Genomic DNA, 26,804 nt, shown 5'->3' with positions numbered 1-26,804 from the left:
GGCGTTACTCAGAACATGACAACTCCTGAACAGCTCATCATTATCGGCAACGGCATGGTCGGCCATCACTTGGTCGAGCAGCTCGTCGATAACGGCGCCCTAGCGCGCTATCAGGTCACCGTGTTTGGCGAAGAGCGACACCGCGCCTACGACCGGGTACATCTGTCCGAATACTTCAGTGGCCGTGATGCCGATTCGCTGGCGCTATGCGAAGCGGATTACTACGACGTAAGCGGCGTGGAACTGCGCACGGGCGAGGCCGTAATCGAAATCGACCGCAACACGCAAGAAGTGGTCACCGACCAAGGCCGTTACCAATATGACCGCCTGGTGCTGGCCACCGGCTCCTTCCCCTTTGTGCCGCCGATTCCCGGCAACGACCGCGATGGCTGCTTGGTGTACCGCACCCTGGACGATTTGGACGCCATCCAAGCCGCCGCCGAAAACGCGACTACCGGCGTAGTGGTGGGCGGTGGCCTGCTCGGCTTGGAAGCGGCTAACGCCCTACGCGGCCTAAACCTGGATACCGCCGTGGTGGAATTCGCTTCACGCCTAATGCCCATGCAGGTTGATAACGAAGGCGGCGAGCTGCTGCGCGAAAAAATCGAAGCGCTGGGCGTACAAGTACTCACCGAGCGCGCCACCCAACGCATTGAAGATGGCGAAGCCAGCCGCCACCGCATGGTCTTCCAAGACGACAAGGTGCTGGAAACCGACCTGATTGTGTTCTCCGCGGGCATTCGCCCCCGCGACCAGCTAGCCCGTGACTGCGGCCTGGAAATTGGCGAACGCGGCGGCATCGTAGTAGATAACCAGTGCCTGACCAGCGATCCTGCTATTCTCGCCATTGGCGAAGTAGCACTCTGGAACCAGAGCATTTTCGGCTTGGTGGCACCGGGCTACCAGATGGCCAAAACGGCGCTGTCGACGCTAACCGAAGGCGACATCCAGTTTGGCGGCGCCGACATGAGTACCAAGCTCAAGCTGCTGGGTGTGGATGTGGGCTCAATTGGCGATGCTCACGGCAACCAGAACCCCGGTGCGCGAATGTTTCGCTACCTGGATCCCATCAAGCAGGAGTACCGCAAGCTGGTGGTCTCCAGCGATGGTAAAAAACTACTGGGCGCCATGCTGGTCGGCGACAACGGCGTTTACGACACGCTGCTGCAGTACTATTCCAACGGTATTGAGCTGCCCGCTGAACCCGCCTCGCTGATTCTTCCGCAAAGCAGCGGCGCCGCGCCCACACTCGGCCCCGGTGCACTGCCGGAAACCGCCACCATCTGCTCGTGCCATAACGTTACCAAGGGCGATATTTGCGCCACCATTGACGACGGCGCGGTAGATTTAGGGGGTGTCAAAGGTGCTACCAAGGCCAGTACTGGCTGTGGCGGCTGCACCGCGCTGCTTAAAAGCGTGGTAGATCACGAGCTGGAAGCCCGAGGCGTGGAAGTCGATAAATCGATTTGCGAGCACTTCGCCCATACCCGCCAGGGGCTTTACGATATCGTTCGTGTCGAGGGCATTAAAACCTTCACCGACTTGATTGAAAAACACGGCAACGCCGACACCCACCGCCTGGGCTGCGACATCTGCAAACCCGCCGTGGCGTCCATTCTGGCCTCCTGCTTTAACGAGCCGATCACCGATGCGGCGCATATCCCGTTGCAGGATACCAACGACACCTTCATGGCCAACATGCAGAAGAACGGCACCTACTCGGTGGTGCCGCGTGTGGCTGGTGGTGAGATTACGCCCGATAAACTGATCGCCCTGGGCGAAGTGGCCAACAAATATAGCCTCTACTCCAAGGTGACCGGCGGCCAGCGTATCGACTTATTCGGCGCGCGGCTGGAAGACCTTCCGGATATCTGGAGCGAGCTGATTGCGGCAGGCTTCGAGACCGGTCACGCCTATGGTAAATCGTTGCGCACGGTGAAATCTTGTGTGGGTAGCACTTGGTGCCGCTACGGCGTGCAGGATAGCGTTGGCATGGCGATCCAGCTGGAGAACCGATACAAAGGCCTGCGTTCCCCTCACAAGATCAAATTCGGCGTTTCCGGCTGCACCCGCGAGTGCGCCGAGGCCCAGAGCAAAGACATTGGCATTATCGCCACCGAAAACGGCTGGAACCTCTACGTGTGCGGTAACGGCGGCATGCGCCCGCGCCACGCCGAACTGTTCGCCACGGATCTCGACGACGAGCAGCTCTATCGCACCATTGATCGCTTCTTGATGTTTTACGTGCGCACCGCTGACCGGCTGCAGCGCACCTCAGTATGGCGTGAAAATCTCGACGGCGGTCTGGAGTATCTCAAAGAGGTGATTCTCGAAGACAGTCTGGGTATCAACGACGAGCTAGAGCGTCAGATGCAAACCGTGGTGGACACCTACCAGTGCGAATGGGCAGACGCCATTAGCGACCCGGAAAAGCTCAAGCGTTTCCGCAGTTTCGTCAACGACGACCGCCCGGATCCGTCAATCATTATGACCTCCGAGCGCGGCCAGCCAAGGCCTGCCCAGACTACTTCTCACTGACGCTTTTGAATAGCTATAGAAGAGGCAACCCATGACCGCAACGGCACTGAAAAAAGAGATGGATATGGCGGATGTTCAAAACAGTAAGGCATGGCAAAAAGCCTGCACCAAAGCCGACCTAGTCGCGTTCTCCGGCGTCGCCGCTTGGTTGGAAACCGCCGACGGTCCCGCCCAGGTCGCTATTTTCTACTTGCCCGGGCTGCGAGGGCAGAGCGATGAACTCTATGCTCTCGATCATCATGACCCCTTCTCGAACGCCAACGTAATCGCCCGAGGCATTGTCGGCGACCTTAAAGGCGCCCCAGTAGTCGCCTCGCCTATCTACAAGCAACACTTCCGTCTTGAAGATGGCCAGTGTCTGGAGGATGAAAGCGTCAAACTGCGCACCTGGAAGATCGAATTTAAAGGTGATGAGGTGTGGGTTGAGGGGTAAAGGGGTTATTTAGCCCGATAAAACGACAACGCCGCCTTCAGGGCGGCGTTGTCGTTAGCAGGCGGTAACTCTCAAACGTTATTCATCCAGATGCTTATTCATCCAACCCCTAATCATTCATAAACTGAATCAGCGCCTGATTAAACGCATCTGGGTGCGTGGCATTCAGGCCATGCGGGCCACCCTTGATTACTTCCGTCTTCGCGTTGGGCAGTAGCTCCTGGGTCCGCTTGCCGCTTACCTCAAAGGGCACGATGCCGTCTGCATCACCGTGCAGCACTAGCGTGGGAATATCGATCTTAGGCAAGTCTTTGCGGAAATCGGTGTAGCTGAAGGCTTTGATGCAGTCGTAGGTCGCCTGGGGTGATGCAAAGGCGGCAATATCGCGATGATACTGGCGATTCGGTTCGCTGATTAAATCGCTGCGCTCACCGGCAGCAAAGAAGTTCTTGGTAAACTCTTCCAGGAAGGCGATGCGGTCCCCTTTTACTCCCTCTAGGAACTGATTGATCGTCGCATCGTCCAGGCCACCTTCGGGATTGTCGTCAGCTTTATACAGGTAAGGCGGCACAGCAGCGGCAAACACGGCTTTACTCACCCGGCCAGTGCCGTAGCTTGAGAGGTAGCGGGCCACTTCGCCGCCGCCCATGGAAAAGCCCACTAGAGTGGCATCGTGTAGATCCAGCGTGTCGATCAGCTTTTTAAGGTCTGATGCGAGCGTATCGTAGTCGTAGCCGCCATCGGCCTGCGTCGACCAGCCAAATCCCCGGCGGCCATAGGTCACGACTTTATAGCCCGCCTCAACGAGCGCTGGCACCTGTTTTTCCCATGAACGGCCACTGAGTGGCCAGCCATGAATGAGTACCACGGGCTTACCTGCTCCACGTACTTCGTAATAAAGCTCTACCGGCGTGCCCTGCTCCGTTCCTACGCTCAGCATTGGCATCGTCTCACCCTCCTGTTTGGCTTAACGTGAATCAAATAAACGTGCTCTAAGGTTAGTAGAACTGGCGGTGCTGTCCAAAAGAAGGCTTGAGCAGTCTGGTCAGAAACAGGGCGAAAGACATCGGCACGGCGCCGTCGATAAGTCGCTAACAAAATTGCTATGCTTAGCGGCTATTTATACGGTGTGCACACTGGAGCAGAAACGTTCGTGAAGACAGAATCGAGTACCTTGGCCTTCTCCGCTTTTATGGCGCTGCTCATTGGCTGTGCAGGCATCGTGGCCACGCTGGCCTCTAACTCTCAAGCGATCCTGTTGGATGGGCTATTTAATCTGATCTATTTCAGCGTTGCCCTCGTAACCATTAAAGTCAGCAAGCTTGCCAGCCGCCCGGATAGCGAATCCTACCCTTTTGGCTATAGCTACTTCGAGTCGCTGGTCAATCTTTGCAAAGGGCTGCTGATTTTAGGTGTTTCCATTTTTGCACTGGTGGATGCTGTCGCTGCGCTACTAACAGGCGGTCGTGACATTGCCGCTGGGCTTGCCGTTATCTACGCTCTTTTTGCCACTGCGGCCTGCTCGCTTACCGCCTGGGTGATGCACCGCAGTCAGCGCCATGTCAGTAGCCCTCTGGTGGCGGCAGACAAACTCAACTGGCTAGTCAACAGCGTCATTTCTGCCGCCGTACTCGCGGCGTTTTGTCTGGTGATGCTGTTTGAACACCTGGGCTGGCAGGCCATTTTGCCCTACGTGGATGCGGTATTGGTGATTGCGGTGGTGGTGCTGTGTTTGGGCGTACCGGTGCGCATGGCTTCCCAAGCGCTGCAGGAACTGCTTAACAAGACCCCGGAAGAGGCCATCGCAGCCCCCGTCCGCCGCGCCGTTGCGAATGCCCTGGCGGGCACTGACACGCAAGAGGTACGCGTGCGCATGGTTCGCCCTGGCCGCCTGCTGTATGTGATGGTGCATGTGGTATTGCCAGAGGAACCCGATCTAACCATCGTTCATCAAGATGCGCTGCGCGCACGGGTCGATGAAGAAGTGCGCCATTACTATTCGCTGGTGGTGTGTGATGTGGTGTTTACCGCCAACACCCGCTGGGCCGCGCCCTCTTGCGGGCTGCTGGTCAAAAAAGGTTAGCTTGAATGACCGTCGATCACGTGAGCGCTCTGCGCAGCAAGGCGAACGCTGTAATCACACCGCCCAATAGCGCAAAACCAAACAGCGTTAGCGCCAGGGTATGCCCCACTGCATCAATGAGCACTCCGGTCGTGATCACCGGGAGGCTGAAGCCAACATACGCCATCAAAAAATAGCCTGCGCTGGCCTGAGGCGCGGACGCATCGGCCGCTGCCAACACACCACTCAACCCACCCAGGTAGATAAACCCATAGCAAGCGCTGCTGGCAGCCACCGTGCCCAGCAGCACCGCTGCCAGGTAGCCTTGAACGGCTCCCCAGGCGATTAGCGCATAGGCCATCGGCAAAATCACCAGCCCCAGTCGCGTCGCGCTTCGTGGTGTGAACCTTCTTGCCCAAGGCTGAAACAGCACGCCGCAGCTGCAAATACCGAACGTGGCGAAGCCGCTCCAGGCGGATAAACCGTGTCGCTGCAGGGCAGAAGGGAGTATCGCAATCACTAACCCCACCGTCGCCCAGGCCAGCAAAATAGCCAATCCAAAGGCAAAAGCGCCCCGAGGATAGCTGGGCAGACGCAGCAGCGAGCGCTTAGTGTCACTCGGCGGGCTATCCTCCAGTGTGGTGACCGCCACTAGCGCCAGCGCCGCGGCGACCAGGTAAATCCATAGGCTGGGCGGCGACACACTGGGGGTATGAAAGAGAAACAGGCTGGTGACCGCTGCTCCCAGGCCAAACCCAAGCGAGGTGCTGGCCGTCACGTAATTGGTGGCGAGGCGATTATCATCCCCATCCACGAGCAGTTGCATATACGCAGGCGCCACTGCCGACGTTAATCCCATGCTAATACCCAACAGGAAGCGGGCAACCCCTAGTGCCACCAGGTTGGGAGCTATCAAGATCATCGCCGTCGCCATCAGGCTTAACAGTAGTGCAGCAATGATCATTGGCTTGCGCCCCACCCGATCTGCCAAGCCATTTAAGCCCAGCAGTACCGGCAAGACACCCGCCACATAGCAAGCAAAGGCGAGCGTGGTTGCCCCTACCCCCAAGCCGTCGCGCGCCGCCAGTGCATCGTAGAGCGGCGCCTGTAAATTAACTGCCGTGGTAATCATGCACAGCGCAAAGGCCAGGCCAACAGCGCTATGTTGGGCGATGGTTCGATTTAAAGCGCGATTCATAGCGTTATCCTAAATAAGCCAGTATTTGTACCACTAAGCTCCCACGCTTGCCGATCACCGGTAAGGTACACTTAACCACCACTTTCAAGACACTGTTCCGCCCTTTCCGAGAACAGTTGTGAGCCACAGGGTCAGCTATGAAGCTTAAGGTTAACCGCGACGCCCCCACGCCCATTGCACAGCAGATTGAAGCCGGTATTCGCACCTGGATTGCAGCGCACGGTGCCGGTGGTGGCCGCCGTTTACCCTCTATTCGCCGCTTAGCCGCGACCCATCACATTAGCCGTAACGCGGTGATTGACGCCTACGAGCGCTTGGTGGCTGCCGGTTTGGTGCGCTCACGGCCTGGGTCAGGTTTTTATGTGGCGGATAGCGCAGCAGCACTGGTATCGCAACCAGCAGCTACGAGCAGATTGGAAGAGGTCACCAATGGCCTGTGGGGGCTTTTCAGTGCCAACGAGCACACGCTCAAGCTGGGCTGCGGCTGGCTGCCCAGTGATTGGCGCGAGGGTAATGACCTGACCCACGCCATCCGCCAGGTCGCGCGTAAAAGCCGCTCGGGAATTTTCGAGTACAGCACGCCCCAGGGGCCAGAGGAATTGCGCGGCTTGATCCAGGAACGCCTGCGGCCCCTATCGATTACCGCTAATGCCGAGCAGATTGTGATGACCGGCGGTGGCAGCCACTCGCTGGATCTATTGGTAAGGATGCTGCTTGACCCGGGCGATGTGGTGTTCGTGGAATCACCGGGTTATTACAACCTGTTCGGCCTGCTGCACTTACAGCGCATCCGCGTGATTGGCGTACCGCGATTGGCAGATGGGCCAGATATCAAGCGCCTGGAGGCGTTACTGGCGCAGTACCAACCCAAGCTTTTTTACATTAACAGCGTGTTTCATAACCCCACCGGGAGCACTATTACCCCAGCAGTGGCTCACCGGGTACTGCAGCTCGCCGAGCAGCACGATTTTCAGATTATCGAGGACGATATCTACGCGGATTTTCAGCACGCACCGACGACTCGCCTAGCGGCCTTGGACGGTTTGAGTCGGGTACTCTATCTGGGTAGCTTCTCAAAAAGCCTCTCCTCTTCGCTGCGGGTAGGCTTTATCGCCTCCCCACCCTCTCAGGTGCAGCGCTTGGTCGATATCAAGATGCTGACCAGCATTTCCGCATCGCGCTTTGCGGAGCAAGTGGTCACTACCATGCTGCAGAACGGCAGCTATCGAAAGCTGACCGAGCGGCTGCGCGCCAAGCTCGCCAATCAAATGGCGTTGGCGCTAGGTATTCTCAAAAAGGCAAACTGGGAGGTTTATACCGAACCGACAGGGGGGATGTTTGTGTGGGCCAAGCCACCGGCCGCCATCACGCCAGAGGCGCTTTCTGAGCTGGCTGACCGGTGCGAGGTAATGCTGTCACCAGGACATCTATTCTTTGCGGATCATCAACCAACCCCCTGGCTCCGGCTAAACGTTGCCTATATGCAGGATCCCAGGGCGAAGGCGTTTATTGAAGCAGTTCGTTGAACCTACCCTTCCTTGACCTCTTTCACTGGCCATACATCGGCATCCACAAGCTCTGGGCGTTTCAGTATGGCAGGGTCAAATAGTGGTTCTTTAATACCCTCGCGGCGCTGGCGCTCATAATCTTTCAGCACGGCTACGGCGATTGGCCCCATGATTAGTATCGCAAACAGGTTGGTGGTCGCCATCAGCCCCATCGCAAGATCGGCAAAGTCCCAGACGACACTCAGCTCAGCCACCGACCCGAGCAGCACCATAACGATAACAATCACCTTGAACACGCTCACCGCTTTTGCGGCGTGACGGCGGAACAGGAATTCGATATTCACCGCCGAGAACGAGAAGTTGGCCAAGATTGAAGTAAAGGCAAAAAACAGAATCGCCAGCGCAATGAATATCTCACCAAACCCGCCTAGATGATCCACCATGGCATCCTGGGTCAGTTGAATACCTTCAATACTATCGCCCGGCGACTCCGACATCAGCCGCTCATAAACACCAGAAAGCAGAATCACCACCGCCGTGCAGCTACAAATCACGATGGTATCGACGAACACGCCGAAAGATTGCACTAAACCCTGGGCCGCCGGGTGTTTGACGGACGCCTGGGCCGCCGCATTCGGGGTGGAACCCATGCCCGCTTCATTGGAGAACAGGCCACGCTTGACGCCGTTTTCCATTGCCGCTTTGATCGCATAGCCAGCCGCGCCACCCACCGCTGGGCCCAGTCCAAAAGCACTCATCACAATCAGCGAGAGCATGTCGGGCACGGCAGAAAGGTTGGTGACCAGTATCCAAAGCGCCACGAGCAGATAAGCAATCGCCATCGCTGGCACAATTTTCTCAGCGGTACGCGCTACCGACTTGAGGCCGCCATAAATTACAAAACCTGCCAAGATGGCAATTACGACGCCCGTCAGCCAATTGGGAATACCAAAAGCGCCATTCATCCCTTGCGCGATGGTATTGGATTGCGCCGCGTTAAATGCCAAGCCATAAGCAATAATCAGAAACACCGCGAACAGCGCGCCTAGCCAGCGCCACCCCAGGCAGCGTTCGATATAGTAAGCCGGCCCGCCGCGGAATACGCCATCCTCGTTGCGATGCTTATAGACCTGGGCCAAAGTCGACTCGATAAACGCGGTGGCAAAACCCAGCAGCGCGGTCACCCACATCCAGAAAATTGCCCCAGGCCCGCCAATCCAGAGCGCCAGGGCCACACCAGCGAGATTACCGGTTCCGACTCGCGCTGCCATCGACGTCGCAAAGGCCTGAAAGCCACTGATACCATCCCCAGCCCCGCGGGCAGAAAACGTCACATACGCCATGTGCCTGAACAGACGAAACTGCATACCTCGGGTCATGATGGTAAACAGCAGGCCAGCGCCTAACAGTAGATAGACAAGAATGTAGCTCCAGATAAAGTTACTGACAGGCATCATGATGGTATAGAGACCATCGCGCAGCGGGGCAATGAGTAATTCGAGGGTCTCCATGGGAATGCTCTCCAGTTAGCGTTTGTTCACACCCGGGTTCCCAGAAAATCCAGGAAGTACCCTAGCCCGAGGTGTTGAAATGGCAGCCGAAAACACGACGCCACCCCCCCCGATTCTAGCCAGTTTTTGTACCAGTCCCAAAAAACGCGCATAAAAAAGCGGCCCGCAGGCCGCTTAGCGTGTTCAACGCAGCGTGCTGCGCTTCTTCAAGCCGCTGACGATCTTCATGTTACGGCAGCGACTACCGGATTACTTTTTTATAGGTACTTAGCAGCTTTTCTGGGTGCCAAAATAGCCATCAGATAAGCACAACCCAATGAAATAAATAATTTTTCATACGTCAATCACATAATCTGACTTAAACAACTCAGGCGTGAACTCATAGGGATAACCACCGGGGTTGGCGATAACGCGCGTACCGTTACGCAAAATATCTACTGGTTCATGAACATGCCCATGCACCCATATGTCCATTTTGCCCATTAGCTGAGGCAAGTTTGAGGCAAACGCCGGGGAAAGAGCGTCGCCCAAATATTGACCGGGAATACAGTCGTGCAGCGGCGCGTGGTGGCTAATGACCACTTTTGGCCCGTTAAACGGCTGAGCAAGAGCATTTTCTAGCCAGCCAAGCGCCTCGCTATGCAATTCCTGACTCATTTGAGGCGTCAAGGTCACGCCTGGCGATGATTGGACAATCTTAAAATCGGGCATATAACGCAGTGCTTTTGACTCGGTATGGGCAGGGTTTTGGGTCGGGTCATTGGCATAGAGCGCGAAGTCCGTCCACAGTGTTGTGCCGTAAAAGCGCACGCCGTCGAGGGTTACCGCGCGATTATCCAAAAGCTCGATATTGAGGCGTTCGGCTTCGCGCGCCAACTCTTCACGCAGCTGCGGCATGCATGTTCCGTAGAACTCATGGTTGCCAGGTACATAAATAATGGGCCTGTCCGGGAATCGGTGACGCGCCCAGGCAAGCCCTTCGCTCTTGCGATGGATATCGCCAGCTAGAATCACCACGTCGGCGTCCACTTCTGGCAATTCACGGCTGCCGTCGAAAAACTCCAAGTGTAGATCAGACAAAATACGCAGGCGCATAAGGCTCCTTGTGGCTTTCATCACTATAGCTAGCGTTCAACAAACTGGTGGACCAAACTCACTACATCGGCTTCACATTCACGATGAGGGACATGGTGAATATTGGCCAGCATTTCGCCGTGTGCAGGGCCTTTGATATAGCGAACCATACGCTCCGGCTGACGGTGCGAGCCATACTCATCTTTCTCACCATGAATAACTAAGCTGGGACACGTCACCTGCGCCAATGCTGACGTTAATGACCAGTTTTCAAACGCTGGATTTAACCAGGTTTCTGTCCAGGCATTGAGTACCCAACGGGCTTTATCACCATGATATTTTTCCAGCTTGGCAAGCTGTTCTGGCGCCTGAAATACCCCTTTGGCTTCCACAATACCGTTTCGCGTTCGTGCTTCGTTAAACGCCTGGGCAGAGATGGTAATCAAACCATCGCACTCATCGGCATATGCCCCCGCGCAGTGAACAGCCATACAGCCGCCTACGCTATGCCCAATGGCAATAAAGCGCTTAATACCCAATACATCACGAAGGACAGAGAAACCTTGAGCCGGTTCATCATCGATAAAACTCAATGGCAACGTGTCGTGGCGGGCATCAGACCGGCCGAAACCAAGGCGATCATAGGCGACTACGGTGCGCTGGGTGGCTGAACACAGCGCCGCAGGAAAGCTACGCCATAGCTCAACGCAACCTAGTGAGTCGTGCAGCAGTACGATAGGGCTTTGTTCAAGGGACGCGGCACTGGCTGGTTGCCAGACACGTGTAAATAGTCGCCCCTCTGGGGCATCTATCATGCTGTCATGGTGTACAACCGAGGCGGAAGAGAGATAAGTCATTAGAAGATACTATCGTTATTTTTAGTCTTTTATTAACAATAACATATTTTATTTTAAGCCTGTTCCCCTTTACCTAGAGGTTTTTATAACAACCTTTTATGCTGCATCGCAGCATAAAGAGGCTATACTTCATATGTAGTCCCATTAGGAGGACCATATTATGACGTTTCTCATACCCTCCCCTGCACGCGACAATGAAGTTCTGGAGTTTTGGGGCTTGAATGCCCAGTGGCATCGTGCCGCAGCCGAGGCGCTGAAAGCCTATTTAGGTTAATTCAGGTGCTTTTGACTCTTTAAGACTAAAAGATAATCACCGAAGCCGGGGGTCATTCCCGGCTTTTTTATGACTATGAAAAACTTTTTCATTCAAATGGATAGAGGTATTAGTAGGCTAATTGTAAGCATATGCTTACACAAAATGGCAAATTACCTACATCATTTGGACTACCCGAAGCTCGAAAAAGCCCTTATTATTCTACCCAGAACTAAAATGCTGCTTCGCATAAATTAATTTGTGTACAAAAAAGGCTATAAATAAGGCCTTTCACTTAACCTCTGAAAAGGAGTGGACGCTATGCAACACTCAGTGAATCAAGGACAGACAAGGGATGCCGATATTATGGAAGTATGGGCACACCGCGCACGGCAACAGCGCGCGGCCTTTGACGCGATCAAGGCCTACTTAGGCTAAAGGGATAAGTAGTTAACACTATTCATACGCCTCGTCTCCGCGAGGCGTTTTATTGTGTAGTTTTATTAGGGCGTTTTGCTGTAACGCTTACAGCCAGTTAGATTCTGGCGCATCGACGCTATCTATCTCCTGAATCCGTGAAGCCGGCGCCGACACTTTCCCTATCACCGCCAGCGAGCACTTTTTGATCATTCGCCCCGTGCAAGTTGGCTTTCGCAAGCCCGTTATTGCCAAAACCCACCGTGCTGATCGGTGCTGACGGCCCGTTTTGTCATGCCTTTCCACCCGCCAGGCACGACATATCTGGCGATCGCGTGTCGCTTGGAACTGCTTGTGGATAGAGTGTCGCCGATTGACGGTCAGCATGGCGTTCCTCGTGGATAACGCAGTCGGCTCCGCAGCGTCTTGAGCACCGTCATGCGCCCGATATCCTGCCCGAAGTCGAGGATGATCTGCCGTGCCTTGTGAATCACGAGAGCCGCACGGTGCACCAGCTCTTGTAGCACGGTGCGCAGCCGGCGCCGCTTGGCCGGGTGGCGAACCGGGCTCAGCTCGCCGGTCATGCCCAGCTGTCCCATCAGGCGCAGGATGTTGTAGGCCAACTGGGCGAGATGCAGGATCAGATCGTTGGTGGCGAACTTGCCGGACGGCAAGCGCTCCAGGTCGAGATCGGTCTTGATCTCGCTGTGAAACTGCTCATGGGTGGCATGCGCCTGGTAGCGCTTGATCACCGCCTCCGGCGCCTCGTCCAGGCTGGTCCACCAGCCTTCCAACTCATAGTCCGGTTCGAGCAGCAACTGGCCATCGCGATCGGCGGTGCGCTCTACCAGGCGCATCACGCGTTGGACGACGTATTCGGTCTTGTTGTCGTCGTGGATCGAGACGGTCTGCAGCCACAGCGCCTGGCGCTTGCCAGGACGCAGCTCTTCCCAGTAGTCCGCCGCCACCGCCAGCCAGGTATCTCGATCAGCCGTGGCCGAGCCGCGCGGGTTCCATTTGACGACATAGTCGAGCCGGCGCCCCTCGTCGGCAAAGACCTGGCGCTGCTGTTCGAGAAGCGCCAGGTGCGCCTGGCTGTCGAAGCCGCTGTCCTCGCGTAACAGGATCGGTTGCTTGGTCAGGCCTTGGGTGCGAGGCAGCACCCGCTCCAGGAAGGCGTTGCTCTCCTTCATGGTGTGCTGCTTGCCAGGCCGCAGTTCCAGACCCAGGCACCACCCTTCGTTGCCCAGATAGGCGGCGATCGGTGTGTAGCCATCGACCTTCTGGTAGGTCCGCGAGACGCCTTCCTTCTTCGAGTTGCTGTTGTCCATGACGAAGGTGTCGATGTCCAGGCAGACGTGCGTCGTCTCGGCGGTGATCGGTGCTTCGATCAGTGACAGCAGGGTCGTGGACCAGGTGGCGGTGCGCGCCTGCAGGTCGTTGGCGGCAAGTTTCTCCAGCCGCTGTCGCAGCGTCGCCGCGCTCGGCACCTTCTGCAGGGTCAGCAGTTGTTGGAAGGGCTTGTCGCGGCGGAAGTTCTCGACAGCGTCATAGTCGCTCATGCCCAGACACAGCAGGCCCAGGTAGCTCTTGATCACGTCACTGGTGCGCATGCCCAGCGTGGTGGGGAAGCGGCTGTCGATGCTGTCGACGCCAGCGATCTCGAAGCATTGCCCGATGATGGACAGCCCGGCGTGGCTGGTGAGGGTGCGGCGACTGGCGCGGAACTTGACGTTGGGCATGGCACTGTCTGGGTGAATGGCGATATTCGCTATATTGCCATGCAGTTCAGTAGGTTAGAAGCATTCCTGGGGGCCGGTCTCACGGATTCAGGTATCTGGCCGAGATAGGCGTCCTGCAGGATATACATACGCTTCACATCCCTATATTTGCCATTGATAAAGAACTCCTGCACTAGGTGCCCTTCCTCAATAAAACCGCTCTCCTCGTAAAGATGGATCGCTTTGACGTTTTCCACCGCCACAATGAGATACACCTTGTGCAGGTTTAAGATCGTGAATGAGTAGTGCAACGCTTGGTGGATCAACGAGCGAGCAAAACCTTTGCCCTGATGATCGGGAGCAATGATGATTTGGAACTCGGCACTACGGTGGATGTAATCGATTTCAATCAGTTCCACTAAACCAATCGCGTTACCGTGGCTATCTTCGGCGACAAAGCGTCGTTCGGCGTTATCATGGATGTGTTTGTTATAGAGCTCTTCCAGTTCATCAAATGACTCGTAAGGCTCCTCGAACCAGTACGACATTATACTCTGGTTATTATTGAGCTCGTGGACAAAGCGCAAATCGTTGCGCTCCAGGGCCCTTAAAAAAAGTGTGTGACTCATTGTCCTCTACTCTGATGGGTATCCCTTAAGGATACCCGCTTCTCATCAGCTCGCTGCGAAATTTTAAGGCGCGTTTAACGTCTTCGGTAAGGCCTTCGTTTTTCGATGATAGAGAGGTTCCGATAGTCAGTTCATTTTGGCTAGTCGCTTGAAAGAAAACAGCTCAGCCAGCGGATGCTCTTCTCCTTCGATCAGCGCGCGCAGTAATTTTGCACCGATCATGCTGTAGCTAATGCCATTGCCACCATATGCCATGGCGAAGTGTACGCGGGGCCCATGGGCCTCATGGGGGCCAAAAAATGGCAATCCGTCTTTGGTTTCGGCAAACGTACCGCCCCACGAGAACGTTGGATTAATATCCAGCTTAGGCCACAACGCCTCTACTTTGCTCGCCAGCCCCTGGGCTTTCTCTTCGACCCGCGCATCGCGACGCTGGGGGATATCTTCATCATCATCGTCACCACCTACAAGCAAGCGGCCATCGCAGGTAGTTCGTAGATAGAGATAGGGCCGCGCAGACTCCCACACCATGGTATGGCGTAATTTACCCAGTGCTTTGGGTGAGAGCGGGTCGGTGATAAATGCATAGCTACTACGGTTGATCGCCACGCTCTCTGGCAACCAGGATTGAGACTCGTAGCCTGCCGCCATCACCACATGCTGGCAACGCAGAGTGGTGCCATTGGTTAGTGTCAGCGTGACACCCTCTTCATCCGGCGCCATTGTCTCCATTTTTGTGCGGTCATAGACCTCACCACCACGCTCCACCAGCCTGGCAAACAGCTGATAAGCCATACGATAGGGATCAATACTGGCGGCTAACTGGGTAAGAATAGCGCCCGGTGCTGCAAAATCGTACTCCGCTAAAATAGTTTCTCGCTCAAGCCAGTAAGCATCAAAACCGTGCTTCTGACGCAGCGCTAGCTCTTCTTTGAGTGGCGCAACATCCTCTTCACTGCTGGCATAATAAAGGCTTTGTTGACGCGCAAAATCCACATCACCCAGCCCTGCCGCTAATGCTTCGAGTTCTCTGATCGCGTCGGCACAGGCGCGGTAAGCCAGTACAGCATTTGCTTCGCCATAAAGCTTCGCTAGCTCGGTCATATGGGTATCAATTTCATATTGCAATAAAGCCGTGCTGGCGGCCGAACTGCCCCACCCCACATCGCGACGCTCAAGCACCACGACATAATGGCCATGGCGACTTAACTCATCTGCAATCAACGCCCCTGTAATACCACCACCAATCACGACCACATCGCATTGATGATCGCGCGCAAGCGGGGGGTATGCTTTCAGCAGGCCATTCTTGACAGCCCAAAAGGGGTAGCCACTTTTTAAATCCATGGGGTGCCTATGTGTGAGTGACATGCAGTATGCTGTTAACCATAGATGGTTCTTATGATCTTGCTCAAAAATTTAATCTAAGTTGTTGCCTTTACACACAAAAGGAGTTCTGCATGATTGATTTGCGCAGTGATACGGTGACTCGCCCCACTCCCGCCATGCTGGAAGCCATGATGGCCGCGCCGGTCGGTGATGATGTGTGGGGCGATGACCCAACGGTGAATGCGTTTCAAGCCAACCTGGCCGAGCAGGCAGGTAAGGAAGCCGCGCTGCTATTTCCTAGCGGCACACAAAGCAACCTAGTGGCGCTAATGGCTCACTGCGAACGCGGCGATGAATACATCGTTGGTCAGTCAGCGCATACCTACCGCTATGAAGGCGGTGGCGCTGCGGTCTTGGGCAGTATCCAACCTCAGCCCATCGAGAATGCGGACGATGGCGCATTGCCATTGGAGAAAATCAGCGCTGCCATTAAAGCCGACGATTTCCACTTTGCACGCAGCAAGCTGCTGGCACTGGAAAACACCATTGGCGGCAAGGTGCTCTCGGCCGACTATGTGCAAAAAGCGACCGACCTAGCGCGGGATCGCGGATTGGCCACGCACCTAGACGGCGCACGTTTGTTTAATGCCGCCATCGCAACCGACACATCGCTCAAGCAGCTTTGCCTGCCCTTCGATAGCGTTTCCCTGTGTTTTTCAAAAGGCCTGGGGACACCGATGGGATCGGCGTTGGTGGGTTCGCAAGCGCTGATTGATAAGGCCCGCCGTTTACGCAAGATGGTGGGCGGTGGTATGCGTCAAGTGGGCATTATCGCTGCGGCCTGTCAGTACGCCCTGGATCACCACGTTACCGATCTAAGCGAAGATCACCGCCGTGCCGCTCGATTGGCGGAAGGGTTGGAGAAACTGCCAGGGGTAGAGATCACCTCGCAAGCCACCAATATGGTATTTGCACAAATTCCCGACGCCCATGTCCAGCCACTATCCGCCTGGCTAAAAGAGCATGGCATATTAATTGAGTTACTGTACGCCACCCGTTTTGTGGTCCATCGCGATATCAATGATGCCGATATTGATAAAGTAGTAGCGGTGATGGAGGCCTATTTCAGCCGTCACTAAATGCTAACTAACTTGCTCACTAAGCGGTTTAGCTAAGAGAAGTTGCTCCCAGGGCAAGATGAACGGCGATGCCTGCCATCATTAACCCAATCAGACCATCGATGATGCGCCAAGCGATAGGCTTTGACAGCCAAGGCGAAAGTGCGGCGCCACCCCAGGCCAGCAGACTAAACCAGAGGATGGAAGCGGTAGATGCCCCTGCCACAAAAACACCGGCGCTCTCCTGCTGAGCGCCGATGGCGGGTATCAACAGCAGCGTATCCAGGTAGACCTGAGGGTTGAGCACGGTGACGGCAAGGGTTGCGAAAATCACTTTCGTTAAGCTAGGCGCTTTGCCCGCTTCGGCTCTCAACCCTTGCCGTCCACTGACGGCTCTAAATAACGCCTGCGCCGCCAACCAGCTTAAAAACACCACGCCCACCCAGCGCATTGCCTCCAGCGCACTGGGCATCGTCAGCAGAAAGGCGCTCACCCCAAACATACCCGCCGTGAGCAGGATAATATCCGCACTCATGCACAGCCCCGCCGACCACCAGTGATACTCGCGGCGAATAGCCAACCCTAAAATGTAGGCGTTCTGCGCCCCAATCGCCATGATAATGCCGCCGCATACCAGCAGCCCGGTGAAGTAGCTTTCCCACATTGCCTAGCTCCCAGTGCCAGAATAAGTATCGTGTTAAACAAACGTGGCACTAAGATAACGAGCAAGCTGGATAACTAATAATCATCCTGCTAATGGGGCATCAGTTTTACTTATAAAGGGATGCTTTTAGCGAATTAAAGCCGCCGCAGCCCCCACATAAAGTAGGCACCGCCAATCAGTGAAGCGACCAAGCCTGCCGGTATCTCGTAAGGGAAGATAATCTGACGCCCTACCCAATCCGCCAGCACCATTAGCAGCATGCCGATCAATGCCGCTCCTAGCAGATGCTGCTTAGCTCTGGAGAAACCCACCAACCGCGCCATATGCGGCGCCAGTAGGCCAATAAACGAAAGCGGCCCCACTACCAGGGTGGCGCAGGCGGTTAACAGCGCGACAAGCAGCAGCAACGCCAAACGGGCGCGGTTGAGGGTTACCCCAAGCGCCTTGGCCGTCGGCGCGCCTAAGGGCAAGATATCCAGCCAGCGAGTGAAGGGTAGCGTCACCAGTGCCAAAACCGCAGCAATTCCCCCGACCACCACCGCATTGGTAACATCCACGTAGTAGGTAGAGCCTGCCAGCCAGGCAATGACCTGCTGGCCGCGGGGGTCGCCGCCCGCCAGTATTACGCTGCGCACCGCATCGAACAGCGCACTGATCGCCACCCCGGTAAGCAGCAAACGCTCGGGGAGAAAGCCACTCTTGCGGTTGATACCAACCAGTACCAATAGCGTTGCAAACGCCCCTAGCGTGCCTACGCCAATCAGCATCATATTGGTGGGTGCGGGCAGTAAGAAAATGCCGAGAATCAGCGCAATAGCACAGCCACCGCTGATACCCAACACTTCAGGGCTGGCCATGGGGTTGGCAGAAAGGCGCTGTAGAATCGTACCTGCAATCGCCAGCATCAAGCCGCTTGCCGCGGCTGCCATGACGCGAGGCAGGCGCCACTGCATTACGCCCCCGTTATTTGGTGCAAGCCAATACCAACCATCCACCCCCTGGCCAAATAGTAGACCCACCACTGTTGCGGCGAGTAGCGCGAGTAGTAAGCCAGCGGCTAACCGCGAGGGTGCAGGATGACGGTGCGTGAAGACACCCGTGCTTTTCGGTGGCCGATCTCCCTGTAGCTTTAAACGCGGAATTAGCCACATTAATAGTGGCGCACCTAAGGCACCGGTAATCGCCCCGGTGGGAATCAACGTTGCTGCCATACCAGAGAACTGCTGTAACAACAGATCCGTTGTTGCCAGCAGGACGGCTCCCAATAGCGTCGACCAGAGTAACCGTGGCCCTAACCGGCGCGCGCCAGCCATGCGCACAATATTGGGTGCCGCCAAACCGATAAAACCAATAATGCCCACCACGCTAACAATGCTGCCGGTAATAAACACCGCCAGCCCCATGCCCGCAAAGCGTAAATAGGCAAGCGATACACCGAGGCTCTTGGCACTGGCATCATCCAGCTCCAGCACCGCCAAGGGGCGCAGCAAAAACCACGCGGCCACGCAGCTAATCGCCAGCCGGGGCCAAAGTATCGCAACGCCGTCCCAACCATTTTGCGCCAGCGAACCCGCGCCCCAGATCAGCAGCCCCGAGAGCGCTTCGTGATTAAACAACAGCAGCGCCGTGGAGAGTGCCCCCAAGTACAGATTCACCACCAACCCGGCCAACACGACCACAATCGGCGCTAAACCGCGCCGCCACGAGAGCAGGAAAACTAACCCCACCGCCAGCGCCCCGCCCAATAAGGCGACCCATTCGCGCCCTGCAACGAGCAGCCCCGGCGCCAGCAAGGTGGCAGTCATCAGCGCCAGATTAGCGCCCGAGGCCACGCCAAGCGTGGTGGGCGAGGCCAATGGGTTGCGAAGCACCTGCTGCATGAGCACGCCTGCCAACCCTAAACCGCCCCCGGCCAGTAGCGCAATCGAAAGGCGCGGCCACCACGTGAAATAGAGCAATAGTTCATTAACGTTTTCGAATGAGGGCGCCACTAACGCCCGCAGCCCCAGCGTAAAACCACCTTGGCCCTGCAGGCTTACCCAAAAAAGAACAAACATCGGCAAACTAAGTAACAGGCAGGCTTTTGCAGGCGATAGGCCACGCATTTTCTGAGCTAACAGTACTGAACCTAACATGATGCGTTGGCCCGTATCGCCGCCGGATTCAGCACAGGAATGAAAACAGTAATTGGCGCCCCAAGCACCTTCATTTCTTGCAACACCATTATGAGAGGCATGATCTGCGCCTTAGCAATTTCTGGACGGTAGTGGTTAAAAAACAGATAATTCTAAATGATAACTATTAGCGCTACAATTGATAACCTGATTGCGGGAGAAAGCCGCAAGATAAAAGAAGCCTTAAACGGAAATCTTTTTTCATATTTTTGTTAAAAATGAGAACCATTAGCACTAGAATGGAGCCATTGTTATTTACCCCGCTCCCAGGAGTCATTCATGTTCGAGGTCAAAGGCGCCACCTTTGAAATCAATGGCAAACCAATTCTGAATCCCATTGAGCACTCCTTTCATGAAGGCAAGGTTTACGGCTTGATTGGCCATAACGGCTCGGGGAAATCGACGCTGATCAAGCTAATGGCACAGCAGCAGTCGATAAGCCAGGGTGGGATCCACTTTGACCAGCGCCCGCTGAGTGACTGGGGAAATCGCGAATTCGCGCGCCAAGTGGCGTATTTGCCGCAGCATTTACCCAGCGCCGAAAACCTGACCGGGCGTGAACTGGTGGGGTTTGGTCGCTACCCTTGGCATGGGCTGCTAGGCCGCCACACGCAAAAGGATAAAGACGCCGTGGAGCGCGCCATTGCGCTCACCCACACTGAAGCCTTTGCCGACCGCCTGGTTGACACCCTTTCTGGCGGCGAGCGCCAGCGGGTGTGGCTGGCCATGCTACTGGCTCAAGGCAGCCGTTTTCTGCTGTTGGATGAACCATTGGCGGCGCTGGATATCGCCCACCAAATGGAAGTCCTGGCATTGATTCGCAAGCTGTGTGATGAGCTGAATCTTGGCGTCATTATTGTTCTGCACGACATTAATATGGCGTCGCGTTACTGCGATGAACTGATGGCATTGCATAGTGGCCGCCTGCTTGCCCACGGCACGCCGGGCGACATGATGTGCGATAGCACCTTAGAAGCGATTTACGGCCTGCCTATGCAGGTCATGAAGCACCCCAATGGAGGGCACAATATCGCCGTAGCGCAATAACGTTATTCTCCGTGGGCGGGCACTTTTAAAAGCACTCATTCTCAATCAAGCACTTCAACTGATACGCATTATCGATTAAGCTGAACTTACTGTTATTTTCCCAGCGCCTCGTGTTGGAGTCTGGTTATGCCCCTTGCCCTGCGTCAGCCACAACTGTTCGAGCCCTCCTTGGCCGCTTGCTACACCGGGCCGTTGGCGAACTTTACCCCGCCCCTTATTGGCGGCTCGCCACCGCTGGAAGCATTCAAAACCGCCCGCTGGCGGGATGTTAACTGGCTAACACAGGATTTAGAGCGCTTCTCTACACAGTACCCAGGCGGTGACTCACGGGCAGTGGTATCGCTTTGGTCAAAGTGGCACTTCAGCGCCCTGACCGTGCCCACACTCACGGCCAATTTGCTGCTTAACCGAGACCTACCGGTGGGGCTGGATGATCTTCAAGTCATCTTCACTGAAAAAGGTGCTACATCGCGGCTATGGTTACCCAACGAAGGCGCGAGTTTAACCACCTACGACCCGTATGAGCGCTTTACAACGTTAATCGACCAGCATTGGGCGCCATTGATTGAGCAGTTAGCGGCCATCTCCGGCGCCGCGCAGCGGGTGTTCTGGAGCAATGCCGGTGGTTACGTGGATTACTACGTGCATGCGCTGGCCGAGCATCCGCTGGTCAATGAAGCGGCGCTCGAAGCCGCTAAAATGCTGTTAGAAACGCGTACCCTACCCAACGGCAAACGTAACCCGCTGTTTCAGCCAGTGCGGCACTTTACGCCCAAGGGTAGCGAGGAAGTTAAGCGGGTGCGCAAGCTCTGCTGCCTGCGCTATTTACTGGACGAGTTCGATACCTGCGGCAACTGTCCACTAGAAGGTTGCGACCTACAAGCGCGCAAGCATGCCAAGCAAGTCGCTAAATGATCGTCTTTACAGATTAATTTGCGTTACCGCATCCTCGCTTGCTCTCGCGCGCTCTTCGCCCTTCAGCTCGCTTAATTGTCCTTTTGACATTTCCAGCAAGCGGTCAGCGTGCACAAAGTAACTGTCGTCATGGCTGATGGCGAACACGGTTTTGCCCATCGCTTTTAAGTGCGGTAATAGCTCGCGGTAGAACAGCCGCCGGAACTGCGGATCCTGGTCCGCCGCCCACTCATCCAGCAGTAAGATATCGCGCTTTTCGGCAATCGCCAGCAGTAGCGCCAAACGCTTGCGTTGCCCTTGGGAAAGCTGGGTATTGATGACGCGATCCCCTTCCCACTGCAGTTTATGCTGCATCTGCAGTCGCTCAAGCCAGGTATCAACGACGTGCGTGTCAGCGGGGAGCCCGGCAGGGCCCATGGTCTGATCAAATTGATGAAAATCGGTAAACACGCTGGCAAAACGGGCGCGAAATGCACCCCACTGGGCGGCACTGATCACTTGCCCATCGACTTTAATGAAACCGCTTTGTGGGCGGTATAACCCCGAAAGTAGTCTTGCCAGGGTCGACTTGCCGCTGCCGTTCCCACCAATCAGAAAGACCTGCTCTCCACGCGCCAGAGTGAGATTAATTGGCCCTACCTTAAAACCTTCGCCTTGCTCAGTGTGCGGATAGTGGTAAGTGACATCGACCAACTCAAGGCGCTGCCAATCGGCGAGAGTATCATCTACCGCAAAGCTTGGCTGGTACTCGGCTAGCTCCAGACTGCTCAATTTATCAAACGCAACCTGAGCACTAATCAGCGTTGGCCACGCACCCACCGCTTGAATCAGCGGCGTGCGAAGAAACAAAAGCGTTAAAGCAAAGGTGGAAGCCACCGTGGTATTCGCCCAACCCAACCCATTAGAGAGGAAAAACACCACACCGATGGCGCCTAGCATCATAATGTTAGACCAGTTGTTAGCACTTAAATGGTAAGTGTCAGCGCGGATAATATGGTGGCGATAATCGCGGGCATTGGCAGTATAGCGCTCATCAAAAAAGCGCCGGGCACGGTCGCGGTTCAGTGCCAACTCTTTGCGCCCTTCAATGGCCGCCTGGAAATCTTTATACAAGCGGTCTTCGCTTTCACGCACTAGGTGAAAATGGCGATATACCTTAGAGACCAACCACCAGCCTACGCCCATGGTGAACGCCATCCACAGCACGGTGATCACCACCATTTGCGGCGAGAGCCAAGCTAAATAGGCCACCGAAGCGAGCGTTAGCACCACACCCTGAATCAGCTCTGGCAGGCGCACAAACCCAATGGTGATGTTGCGCACATCGCTGGAAAGGCTAGCCAGCAATGTGGAATTACCTAATTGCTCTAAACGCTCAATATCGGTATCAAGAATGCGTTTTACCAAGCGTGAGCGCAGGTCGAACACAAAGTGATGCCCCAGCAAAGTGAGCGCCAACTGAGTGCCTAGGGTGACCGCAAGCAGTACCACCAAAAGGCCTAGAAATTGCGGTAATGCAGCCAGGCTGCCGACCTCTATTAACCGCTGATTGATAAACGCAATAACGCCCACCCCGAGGCCAGCGCTCAACAGGCTCAGACCCATCGCGCCTAAAAAAGGCCAGCGGTAGTGACGAAATACTAAGCGCAGCAGCTCCATTATTGCCTTCCACCATTGCTGTATAAGCGGCGAATTGTGCCGCACTGATGGGTCAAGTCAATAAAGAACTGATTTTCATTTGCTTTGGGAGGCATTTGTTTCATCATCACTTTTTGATTAACGTCATTACTCTTCTGAACTTGGAACATCGCCATGCTGGATTACAAATTACTTCATGCCTTGGCGACCGTAGTGGAGTGCGGCGGTTTTGAGCGCGCGGGAGATGAATTGGGGCTGTCACAATCTGCCGTGTCTCAACGTATAAAAGCGCTGGAAATTCGCCTTGGTCAGCCAGTGTTGGTTCGGCACCCGCATTTAGCTCCAACCCCTGCGGGTCAGCGGCTGTTAACCCACTACCAGCAGGTACAGCTATTAGAGCGTGACCTGCGTGGCTCACTACCCACCTTAGATGATCAGGCGCCGCGCCTGCGTATTGCGATTAATGCGGACAGTCTGGTCACCTGGTGGGCCGAGGCTGTTGCCACTATTTGTCAGCAAGAAGGCGTGTTACTGGACCTTGTGATTGAAGATCAAGATGTCGGACTCAAGCGGTTGCGCGATGGAGATGTAGCGGCGTGCCTATGCGCCACACCGCAACCGATTGCCGGGGCGCGCTGCGTAGCGTTAGGGGAAATGCGCTACCATCCCCTGGCAACCCCTGAATACGTTGAGCGCTATTTTTCAGATGGTCCGACGACAGAGAACTTTCAGCGTGCACCAGCCATCGTTTTCGGCCCCCACGACCAGTTACAGCATCGGTTTATGGCGCTGTTTGGTTTCCACAGCCACTTTCCTTATCACCTCTGCCCCTCTTCAGAAGGTTTTGTTCGCTTAGCCTCGGCGGGGATGGGTTACGGCATGATGCCGCAGCTGCAGACAAAGGAACTCATGCAAAGCGGCCAACTGGTCAGCGTGGCGCCAGGTCACTCTTTATCGGTGCCGCTTTACTGGCATTTTTGGCGCCATAGCGGAGAGTTGATTCAACGGCTTACCCAGCACTTGAGTCATATCATTTATTAAGTATGAAAGTTTTAAACAGTGACTTTTTTCAAACCTGCCTACACTAAAAATGCTTATCGCGCGACACAGAAAAATTTGGTAATGATGTTTTTTCTCTACCGCGTTAGTGCAAGATGGTGAGTAAACCGCAAACTCACCTGAGCTCTAGAACGGTGGGCGGCCCCGGCAAGGGTAAGGGAACCCAGGGGACATGGACGGGTTAAAAACTAAAAAAAGCGATGTGATATGCATGTTCGACGTTTAACGGCGAGTGTTTACACCGGCCTATTGCTGCTGTTGGCTGGATGTTGGGTACCTTGGGCACATGCAAATACTCTCTTATCAGTAGCGCCAAACCAGGCGAGCTACTCGCTTGCCCCTTACAGTGAATTTTGGCATGCAACTGATAAATCAATCACGCTTAATAACTTACTCTCTCACCCGCCTGATTTTAAGCACTCCCATCACGAAGAGGATTTAAACTTCGGCTATACCCGTCATGATGTGTGGCTTAGAACACAAGTGCGTAATGACTCGCCGGAAACCCAGCGCTGGATGGTGCAGTTTGAGTACCCATTCTTGGATTACGTCACTCTTTACACCCTGCGCCAGCAGGGCATTGAGGCACAGCGCAGCGGTAGTGCAGTCCCGGTTGAACAGCGTGCGCTAGCCCATCGTCAGGCGGTTTTTTCACTAGAGCTTGCTGCCCATGAACGCGTAACGCTGTATACCCATGTGGCTGCCTCAGGCAGCAAAATGCTCAACTACAAGCTAATAACGCCCGAGGCGTTTTATACCCAAAACGATCGCCATAATTTTTGGCTGGCTACCTACTTCGGTATGCTGCTGGCAATGGGTTTATATAACTTACTGCTATTTTTTGGCTTAAAGGAACGGGTTTTTCTTCATTATTCGCTCTTTGTCGGCGGCTTTGCTCTCGCTATTCTGACCTTTAACGGCATCGGTACACTGATGTTTTGGAGCTTTCTGGGTGATAACACGGCTCGTCTCGTGGCACTCGGTTTTACCTTCGCTTCCACCATGGCCACACTGTTTGCGCAAAGTTTTCTTAACACGAAGACCTATTGCCCCCGCTGGCACAACGTATTGAGCACCTTTCGCAGTTACTGCTGGTTGACAGTGATTGCCACCCTGTTATTGCCCACTCCCTCGGCGCTTCACCTCATGGATGTGACGGGCTTTATGGCCGCTTTACTGCTTCTGCTATGCGGCAGCTACTGTAGTTTGCAACGCGTACCCAGTGCTCGGCTGTTTGTATTTGCTTGGTCACTATTTTTACTAGGTACTGGTGTCTTTGCGCTGCGTAACCTGAGCCTACTACCAGCCAACTTTATTACTCTGCACGGTATTCAAATTGGCTCAGCACTGGAAATGTTATTGCTCTCGTTTGCCTTAGCATCGCGCTTCAATAAACTTAAACGGCAAAAAGAGAGAACTCAAAGCGCGATGTTGGCAGCACTCAAGAAACAGGAAACCCTATTGGAACGAAAAGTCGCTGCCCGCACCAAAGCATTGGAGCATTTGGCCAATCATGATGTACTCACTAGCCTGCTGAATCGCCATGGACTGATGCGTTCTGCCGAAGGTGCCCTACAGCGTAATCGTCAGCATGGTCATCGTTTGGCGCTATTAATGCTCGACCTGGATCGCTTTAAGCCTATTAATGATAATTATGGCCATGAAGCAGGCGACTTTGTTTTACAGCAAATAGCCAAACGCATCGTCCACTTAGCGCGCACCAATGATCACTGTGCCCGGTATGGAGGCGATGAGTTCATTATTATCATGGAGAATATAGGCACCGGCGATACGTTAGCGCCTATTCTGGCGCGTATTGACCAAGCCATCTGTTCGCCGATCAACCTTCCCGGCGGTGAGCAAGTCAGTGTTAGCGTCAGTATTGGGGTAAGCACCTGTCACGGCGCAGAGGATGCCACGCTTGAAAGCTTGCTGAGTGAAGCTGATAGCAATATGTATGCAGTTAAATCAAGCCAAGCCGCCGCTTACTATCGCTACGGCTCGGCGAGTTCTTAATTCTAGTCAAACAGGCTCATGCGCTTCATAACGTTGTCACGCTTGATTTTCCAATGGAATATTGCGCCAGCAACGTGTAATACCACTAAGCCTAAAATGATCCAGCCTAACCGCCCATGCCACATGAAAAGTTGTTCAGAGAGCTGCTCACGCTCAGCAAGTAAACCGGGCAAATGCCAGTGGAAAAACTCTACTGGAAAGCCGCCGCTAGCAGTGGCGGCCCAGCCCAGTAACGGCATAATAATGAGCGCTAAATAGAGCAAGTGGTGCACACTGGAGCTAACAATCCGCTCGAACGCATTTAAAGGTGGTTCATGATCTGGGACCACAAACGCCAGCCGAGTAATAATGCGCAGCGTCATCAGCAATAATATCAATACGCCGAGCGTTTTGTGGCTGGTATAAAGCAAGTTCGTGAGCGTATTGCCTACCAACGCAACGGTGCGCTCAAACCCCAGAAAGCCTAGCGTCAAACCGCTAGCCAACGAGAGTAACACGGCACCCGCCACTAGCCAGTGCAGCACCCGGTGCGGGTAGATATAACGATCCAGTTCGTGCATGTAGTGCTCCTAACAGCAAATTTATTTGCTTTTTAGTCTAGTCAGTAACGTTCCCTTTCGCTGATTAAAGCACTTCGCTGCCC

21 protein-coding genes are annotated in these 26,804 nt (G+C 54.8%); 9 read left to right on the top strand and 12 right to left on the bottom strand.

Translation table 11 applies throughout. The annotated features are described in order from the left end of the window. Positions 1-15 precede the first annotated feature (15 nt). Complete coding sequence (nirB, locus tag ACWI0H_RS04470) at positions 16-2,538, top strand: nitrite reductase large subunit NirB (RefSeq protein ID WP_485876159.1); 2,523 nt, start codon at positions 16-18, stop codon at positions 2,536-2,538. A 31-nt stretch (positions 2,539-2,569) separates the two neighbouring features. Further along, positions 2,570-2,971: a nitrite reductase small subunit NirD gene (nirD, locus tag ACWI0H_RS04465; protein ID WP_101148027.1), complete on the top strand. Its 402-nt coding sequence runs from the start codon at positions 2,570-2,572 to the stop codon at positions 2,969-2,971. Positions 2,972-3,080: 109 nt separating this feature from the next. Here nirD and ACWI0H_RS04460 read toward each other — a convergent pair whose 3' ends face one another. Then, positions 3,081-3,917, bottom strand: coding sequence for an alpha/beta fold hydrolase (locus tag ACWI0H_RS04460; RefSeq protein WP_485875095.1), 837 nt, complete (start codon positions 3,915-3,917; stop codon positions 3,081-3,083). Positions 3,918-4,124: 207 nt separating this feature from the next. Between ACWI0H_RS04460 and ACWI0H_RS04455 the strand changes: the two genes are divergently transcribed. Further along, positions 4,125-5,054 (top strand): cation diffusion facilitator family transporter, encoded by a 930-nt coding sequence (locus tag ACWI0H_RS04455; protein WP_336270522.1) that lies wholly within the window; start codon positions 4,125-4,127, stop codon positions 5,052-5,054. Positions 5,055-5,070: 16 nt separating this feature from the next. Here ACWI0H_RS04455 and ACWI0H_RS04450 read toward each other — a convergent pair whose 3' ends face one another. Beyond that, entirely contained in the window at positions 5,071-6,231 is a 1,161-nt protein-coding gene (locus tag ACWI0H_RS04450; protein ID WP_336270521.1) for an MFS transporter, read from the bottom strand. Positions 6,232-6,368: 137 nt separating this feature from the next. Between ACWI0H_RS04450 and ACWI0H_RS04445 the strand changes: the two genes are divergently transcribed. Then, positions 6,369-7,757: an aminotransferase-like domain-containing protein gene (locus ACWI0H_RS04445; RefSeq protein ID WP_485875092.1), complete on the top strand. Its 1,389-nt coding sequence runs from the start codon at positions 6,369-6,371 to the stop codon at positions 7,755-7,757. Positions 7,758-7,759: 2 nt separating this feature from the next. Here ACWI0H_RS04445 and ACWI0H_RS04440 read toward each other — a convergent pair whose 3' ends face one another. From ACWI0H_RS04440 to ACWI0H_RS04415, 6 genes are all read right to left on the bottom strand, one after another. Continuing rightward, positions 7,760-9,250, bottom strand: a complete 1,491-nt coding sequence (locus ACWI0H_RS04440; RefSeq protein ID WP_176304913.1) for an alanine/glycine:cation symporter family protein — start codon at positions 9,248-9,250, stop codon at positions 7,760-7,762. 333 nt (positions 9,251-9,583) lie between these two features. After that, positions 9,584-10,345 (bottom strand): metallophosphoesterase, encoded by a 762-nt coding sequence (locus tag ACWI0H_RS04435; protein WP_336270519.1) that lies wholly within the window; start codon positions 10,343-10,345, stop codon positions 9,584-9,586. 29 nt (positions 10,346-10,374) lie between these two features. Beyond that, positions 10,375-11,181 carry an alpha/beta fold hydrolase gene (locus tag ACWI0H_RS04430; RefSeq protein ID WP_336270518.1) on the bottom strand — a complete coding sequence of 269 codons (807 nt, stop codon included), beginning with the start codon at positions 11,179-11,181 and terminating at the stop codon, positions 10,375-10,377. A 1,050-nt stretch (positions 11,182-12,231) separates the two neighbouring features. After that, positions 12,232-13,593: an IS1380 family transposase gene (locus ACWI0H_RS04425; RefSeq protein WP_045812073.1), complete on the bottom strand. Its 1,362-nt coding sequence runs from the start codon at positions 13,591-13,593 to the stop codon at positions 12,232-12,234. Between the two features lie 29 nt (positions 13,594-13,622). Further along, the gene (gene speG / locus ACWI0H_RS04420) at positions 13,623-14,201 is read right to left on the bottom strand and encodes a spermidine N1-acetyltransferase (RefSeq protein WP_485875089.1); all 579 of its coding nucleotides are present in this window, start codon (positions 14,199-14,201) and stop codon (positions 13,623-13,625) included. 126 nt (positions 14,202-14,327) lie between these two features. Beyond that, complete coding sequence (locus ACWI0H_RS04415; protein ID WP_485875088.1) at positions 14,328-15,548, bottom strand: NAD(P)/FAD-dependent oxidoreductase; 1,221 nt, start codon at positions 15,546-15,548, stop codon at positions 14,328-14,330. Between the two features lie 113 nt (positions 15,549-15,661). On the opposite strand from ACWI0H_RS04415, the gene ltaE reads away from it, so the two are divergent. After that, positions 15,662-16,669: a low-specificity L-threonine aldolase gene (gene ltaE / locus ACWI0H_RS04410; RefSeq protein WP_485875086.1), complete on the top strand. Its 1,008-nt coding sequence runs from the start codon at positions 15,662-15,664 to the stop codon at positions 16,667-16,669. Between the two features lie 28 nt (positions 16,670-16,697). On the opposite strand, the gene ACWI0H_RS04405 is transcribed toward ltaE, so the two are convergent. Both ACWI0H_RS04405 and fhuB read right to left on the bottom strand, forming a co-directional pair. Then, positions 16,698-17,312 carry a LysE/ArgO family amino acid transporter gene (locus tag ACWI0H_RS04405; protein WP_101148017.1) on the bottom strand — a complete coding sequence of 205 codons (615 nt, stop codon included), beginning with the start codon at positions 17,310-17,312 and terminating at the stop codon, positions 16,698-16,700. Positions 17,313-17,446: 134 nt separating this feature from the next. After that, positions 17,447-19,447, bottom strand: coding sequence for a Fe(3+)-hydroxamate ABC transporter permease FhuB (gene fhuB / locus ACWI0H_RS04400; RefSeq protein WP_485875084.1), 2,001 nt, complete (start codon positions 19,445-19,447; stop codon positions 17,447-17,449). Positions 19,448-19,765: 318 nt separating this feature from the next. On the opposite strand from fhuB, the gene ACWI0H_RS04395 reads away from it, so the two are divergent. Both ACWI0H_RS04395 and fhuF read left to right on the top strand, forming a co-directional pair. Next, positions 19,766-20,533, top strand: a complete 768-nt coding sequence (locus ACWI0H_RS04395) for an ABC transporter ATP-binding protein (protein ID WP_485875082.1) — start codon at positions 19,766-19,768, stop codon at positions 20,531-20,533. 126 nt (positions 20,534-20,659) lie between these two features. Continuing rightward, a complete protein-coding gene (gene fhuF, locus ACWI0H_RS04390; RefSeq protein WP_485875080.1) occupies positions 20,660-21,448 on the top strand; it encodes a siderophore-iron reductase FhuF in 789 nt (262 codons plus the stop codon). Between the two features lie 6 nt (positions 21,449-21,454). Here the strand turns inward: fhuF and ACWI0H_RS04385 are convergent, their stop codons facing one another. Then, positions 21,455-23,107 (bottom strand): multidrug ABC transporter permease/ATP-binding protein, encoded by a 1,653-nt coding sequence (locus tag ACWI0H_RS04385; protein ID WP_485875078.1) that lies wholly within the window; start codon positions 23,105-23,107, stop codon positions 21,455-21,457. A 153-nt stretch (positions 23,108-23,260) separates the two neighbouring features. Between ACWI0H_RS04385 and ACWI0H_RS04380 the strand changes: the two genes are divergently transcribed. Both ACWI0H_RS04380 and ACWI0H_RS04375 read left to right on the top strand, forming a co-directional pair. Further along, a complete protein-coding gene (locus ACWI0H_RS04380; protein WP_485875076.1) occupies positions 23,261-24,127 on the top strand; it encodes a LysR family transcriptional regulator ArgP in 867 nt (288 codons plus the stop codon). 225 nt (positions 24,128-24,352) lie between these two features. After that, positions 24,353-26,161, top strand: coding sequence for a sensor domain-containing diguanylate cyclase (locus ACWI0H_RS04375; RefSeq protein WP_336274806.1), 1,809 nt, complete (start codon positions 24,353-24,355; stop codon positions 26,159-26,161). 2 nt (positions 26,162-26,163) lie between these two features. Here the strand turns inward: ACWI0H_RS04375 and ACWI0H_RS04370 are convergent, their stop codons facing one another. Further along, complete coding sequence (locus tag ACWI0H_RS04370; RefSeq protein WP_176303327.1) at positions 26,164-26,721, bottom strand: cytochrome b; 558 nt, start codon at positions 26,719-26,721, stop codon at positions 26,164-26,166. Positions 26,722-26,804 lie beyond the last annotated feature (83 nt).

The organism is Halomonas sp. NYA30, assembly GCF_976980765.1.
This window is presented reverse-complemented; position numbering and strand designations above follow the sequence as displayed.

Bases quoted from the DNA above. Each gene is read 5' to 3' on its own strand.
- fhuB (WP_485875084.1), bottom strand. From the start codon at position 19,447: ATGTTAGGTTCAGTACTGTTAGCTCAGAAAATGCGTGGCCTATCGCCT.
- nirB (WP_485876159.1), top strand. From the start codon at position 16: ATGACAACTCCTGAACAGCTCATCATTATCGGCAACGGCATGGTCGGC.
- nirD (WP_101148027.1), top strand. From the start codon at position 2,570: ATGACCGCAACGGCACTGAAAAAAGAGATGGATATGGCGGATGTTCAA.
- ACWI0H_RS04445 (WP_485875092.1), top strand. From the start codon at position 6,369: ATGAAGCTTAAGGTTAACCGCGACGCCCCCACGCCCATTGCACAGCAG.
- ACWI0H_RS04415 (WP_485875088.1), bottom strand. From the start codon at position 15,548: ATGGATTTAAAAAGTGGCTACCCCTTTTGGGCTGTCAAGAATGGCCTG.
- ACWI0H_RS04395 (WP_485875082.1), top strand. From the start codon at position 19,766: ATGTTCGAGGTCAAAGGCGCCACCTTTGAAATCAATGGCAAACCAATT.
- ACWI0H_RS04380 (WP_485875076.1), top strand. From the start codon at position 23,261: ATGCTGGATTACAAATTACTTCATGCCTTGGCGACCGTAGTGGAGTGC.
- ACWI0H_RS04450 (WP_336270521.1), bottom strand. From the start codon at position 6,231: ATGAATCGCGCTTTAAATCGAACCATCGCCCAACATAGCGCTGTTGGC.
- ACWI0H_RS04405 (WP_101148017.1), bottom strand. From the start codon at position 17,312: ATGTGGGAAAGCTACTTCACCGGGCTGCTGGTATGCGGCGGCATTATC.
- ACWI0H_RS04430 (WP_336270518.1), bottom strand. From the start codon at position 11,181: ATGACTTATCTCTCTTCCGCCTCGGTTGTACACCATGACAGCATGATA.
- ACWI0H_RS04385 (WP_485875078.1), bottom strand. From the start codon at position 23,107: ATGGAGCTGCTGCGCTTAGTATTTCGTCACTACCGCTGGCCTTTTTTA.
- ACWI0H_RS04435 (WP_336270519.1), bottom strand. From the start codon at position 10,345: ATGCGCCTGCGTATTTTGTCTGATCTACACTTGGAGTTTTTCGACGGC.
- speG (WP_485875089.1), bottom strand. From the start codon at position 14,201: ATGAGTCACACACTTTTTTTAAGGGCCCTGGAGCGCAACGATTTGCGC.
- ACWI0H_RS04370 (WP_176303327.1), bottom strand. From the start codon at position 26,721: ATGCACGAACTGGATCGTTATATCTACCCGCACCGGGTGCTGCACTGG.
- ACWI0H_RS04375 (WP_336274806.1), top strand. From the start codon at position 24,353: ATGCATGTTCGACGTTTAACGGCGAGTGTTTACACCGGCCTATTGCTG.
- ltaE (WP_485875086.1), top strand. From the start codon at position 15,662: ATGATTGATTTGCGCAGTGATACGGTGACTCGCCCCACTCCCGCCATG.
- ACWI0H_RS04460 (WP_485875095.1), bottom strand. From the start codon at position 3,917: ATGCCAATGCTGAGCGTAGGAACGGAGCAGGGCACGCCGGTAGAGCTT.
- fhuF (WP_485875080.1), top strand. From the start codon at position 20,660: ATGCCCCTTGCCCTGCGTCAGCCACAACTGTTCGAGCCCTCCTTGGCC.
- ACWI0H_RS04425 (WP_045812073.1), bottom strand. From the start codon at position 13,593: ATGCCCAACGTCAAGTTCCGCGCCAGTCGCCGCACCCTCACCAGCCAC.
- ACWI0H_RS04440 (WP_176304913.1), bottom strand. From the start codon at position 9,250: ATGGAGACCCTCGAATTACTCATTGCCCCGCTGCGCGATGGTCTCTAT.